The 2,710-nt window shown below is 65.8% G+C and carries 1 protein-coding gene; it reads right to left on the bottom strand.

Annotation, left to right across the window (positions count from 1 at the left end; translation table 11 throughout):
* Nucleotides 1-2,710 (bottom strand): beta strand repeat-containing protein (locus AC1DMA_RS30080; RefSeq protein ID WP_478146473.1); only part of this gene is annotated, 2,710 nt, incomplete at both ends.

The raw sequence follows: 2,710 nt of genomic DNA, 5'->3' as shown, positions 1-2,710 counted from the left end.
GAACCAGCGTGCCATCGCCTTCTTTCGTCAGTGCGCCGCTGGCACCGGAGAGCGTGTTGGTCAGCGTGAGCGTCGTCCCCGCATCGGTCTGGATGCTGCCGTTGTTGGGAGTGATCGTGACCGCGCGGCCCGACGTGAAACTCGCACTGGTTTCCAACGTGCCGCCATCCAGCGCCACGCCGCCAGCGGCCGCGCCCAGGTTCGCATCTGCGCCGACTGAGAGCGTGCCGCCCGAGATGGTCGTTCCGCCCGCATAGGCGTTGGCGCCCGTCAACGTGGTGGTTCCGCCGCCGATCTGGCTGACGCTGCCGGTGCCGTCGATGGCCGCGCTGAACGTGACATTGTTGGAACGATTGAATATCAACGCGCCGTTGTTGGTGACGTCACCCACGATCGAACCTGTGGTGCCGCCCGTACCCAGTTGCAGCGTGCCTGCCGAGATGGTGGTGGTGCCTGTGTAGGTGTTGTCGGCGGTGAGCGTCAATGCCGCCGCGCCGGACTTGATCACCTGTCCGGTGCCGCTGATCGCGCCGGCGAACATGGTGCCTCCGGGGTTGTTGAACGCCAGTGCACCGTTGTCGACGACATCGCCCACGATGGAGCCCGTCGCCACGCCGTCACCCAACTGCAGCGTGCCCGCGGAGATCGTCGTCCCGCCGCTGTAGGCGTTGGCCGCGGTGAGGATCGTCGTGCCCGTTCCCATTTGGTGGACCGAACCACTGCCGCTGATCACGCCGCCGAAAGTCACCGCGTCGGAGCGATTGAAGGCCAACGTTCCGTTGTCCACCACGTCGCCTACGATCGAACCCGTCGTGCCTCCATTGCCCAGCTGCAGCGTGCCCTGGGAGATCGTCGTGCCGCCCGTATAGCTGTTCGCTCCGACAAGGACCAAGGTGCCGAGATCGGTCTTGTCGACACCGCCTGCGCCGGTCAATGCAGGGCCGATGGTGGCGACATATCCGGATCCCGCGCCCGTGCCGTCACCGACGCGAATCGTGTTGGCCCCGGCGAGCAGCGTGATGGGATCGCCTTCGACCACGTAGCCGCTGGTGGCGAACTGCATGCCCGACGAGCTGACCGCTCCAAGACTGTTGTCGACCGTCACCGTTCCCGGCGTCCCGGCGAAGATGGCGAAGGCGCCATCGGTATAGGGTGCGTTGAGGGTTCCCGTGGCTTCGGTCCAGTTGTCGTTGCCGGCTGCCGCCTGCCACACGCCGTTGCCACCGTTGATGACGCCATCGAACTTCGGCCCGGTGCCGTCCCAGTAGTTCAGCGTGAGGCCCGCCATATTGACCAGATTGACCTGGCCGACAAACCCGGTCTGGACGAAGGCGTCGCTGCCAGCTGGCAGCGTGCCGAGTTCGAGGCCGTTGTTGGTCAGCGTGCCGCCATAGCTGATCACCCGATAGAGCCCGGGCCCGAATGTGCCGCCGGTCGGCGCGGTGACGTTGAGAGTGCCGTCCAGCGTCAGATTGCCGCCCACGACGGTCAGGTCGTCGAGCGCGCCGCCAACGGCATTGGCCTCGCCGAACTCGTAGTTGAGTACTGCGGTGCTGGTCAAAAAGAGCTCGCCGCCGATGGTCAACGTTCCGGGCGATGCGCCGGGTGCCAGCACGCCGTTGTCGACCAACACATTGCCGCCGATCGTGCCGTGCCCGGCGATCGTGCCGCCCAACTGTACGGTCAACCCGCTGGTCGCGGAGCCCAAGGTGCCATCCACCCGCAGCGTGCCGTAGTCGACAAGCGTCGTGCCGGAGAAAGCATTGCTATCGCCCGTCAGCAGCACGGTGCCGGCGCCTTGCTGATGAACGACACCCCCGCCGCTGATGGAGCCATCGAAGGTCAAGGCGTTCGAGCGGTTGAACGACAGCGTGCCGTTGTTGGTGACATCGCCGACGATGCTCCCGGTGGTGCCGCCGGCACCCAGTTGCAATGTGCCCGCCGAGATCGTCGTGCCACCGGTGTAGGCGCTGTCGCCCGTCAGCGTCAGCGCGGCGATGCCGTTCTTGATCAAACCGCCCGTGCCGCTGAGTGCCCCGCCGAAGGTCGTATCGGCGGTGTTGTTCGCCGTCAGTACCGCGCTGCCCAGCGTGACGTTGCCTGCGCCGGACAGGCTATTGGCGGTCTGATTGAAGTTGTTCAGATCCAGGGTGGCGCCGCTCGCAACATTCACCGCGCTGCTGGTGGCAAACGCATTCGCAATGCCGGTCTGCAACGTGCCGGCGGTGATCAACGTCTGCCCGGTGTAGGTGTTGACCGCCGAGAGCAAGAGCGTGCCCGCGCCGTTCTTGGTCAGCGTCGTACCGTCCCAGCCGGTGGCGGAGGCTGCCTGATTTCCCAGGGCCATGTCGACGTTGAAGGTGTCGACGGGATTCGCCAGCGTGAACACGCCGTTGCCTTGTGTCGCACCCGCCAGCCAGGTCAAGCCAAAGCCCACGTTGTAGTCCAGCGCATTGGCCGATTTGCCACCGGCGAGCGTGAGGTAATCAACCGGGCTCGATGCTCCGCCCAGCGTGACTGAATCGAAGTCGTTGGTGATGCCGCCGGTCGTGTGAATCACATTGGTCTGTGTGCCGATCAGCGCACTGGCCGAGGTCGGCGCGCTCGCACCGAAGCCGGTGATGTTGAGCGTGCCGCCCAGATCAGCCGTCGCCGCCGAGATGACGGGCTGCGCGCTACCGAGCGCGACATCGAGCGTGCTGGTGGCCGC

The organism is Variovorax sp. 05N34 (assembly GCF_056397405.1).
This window is presented reverse-complemented; position numbering and strand designations above follow the sequence as displayed.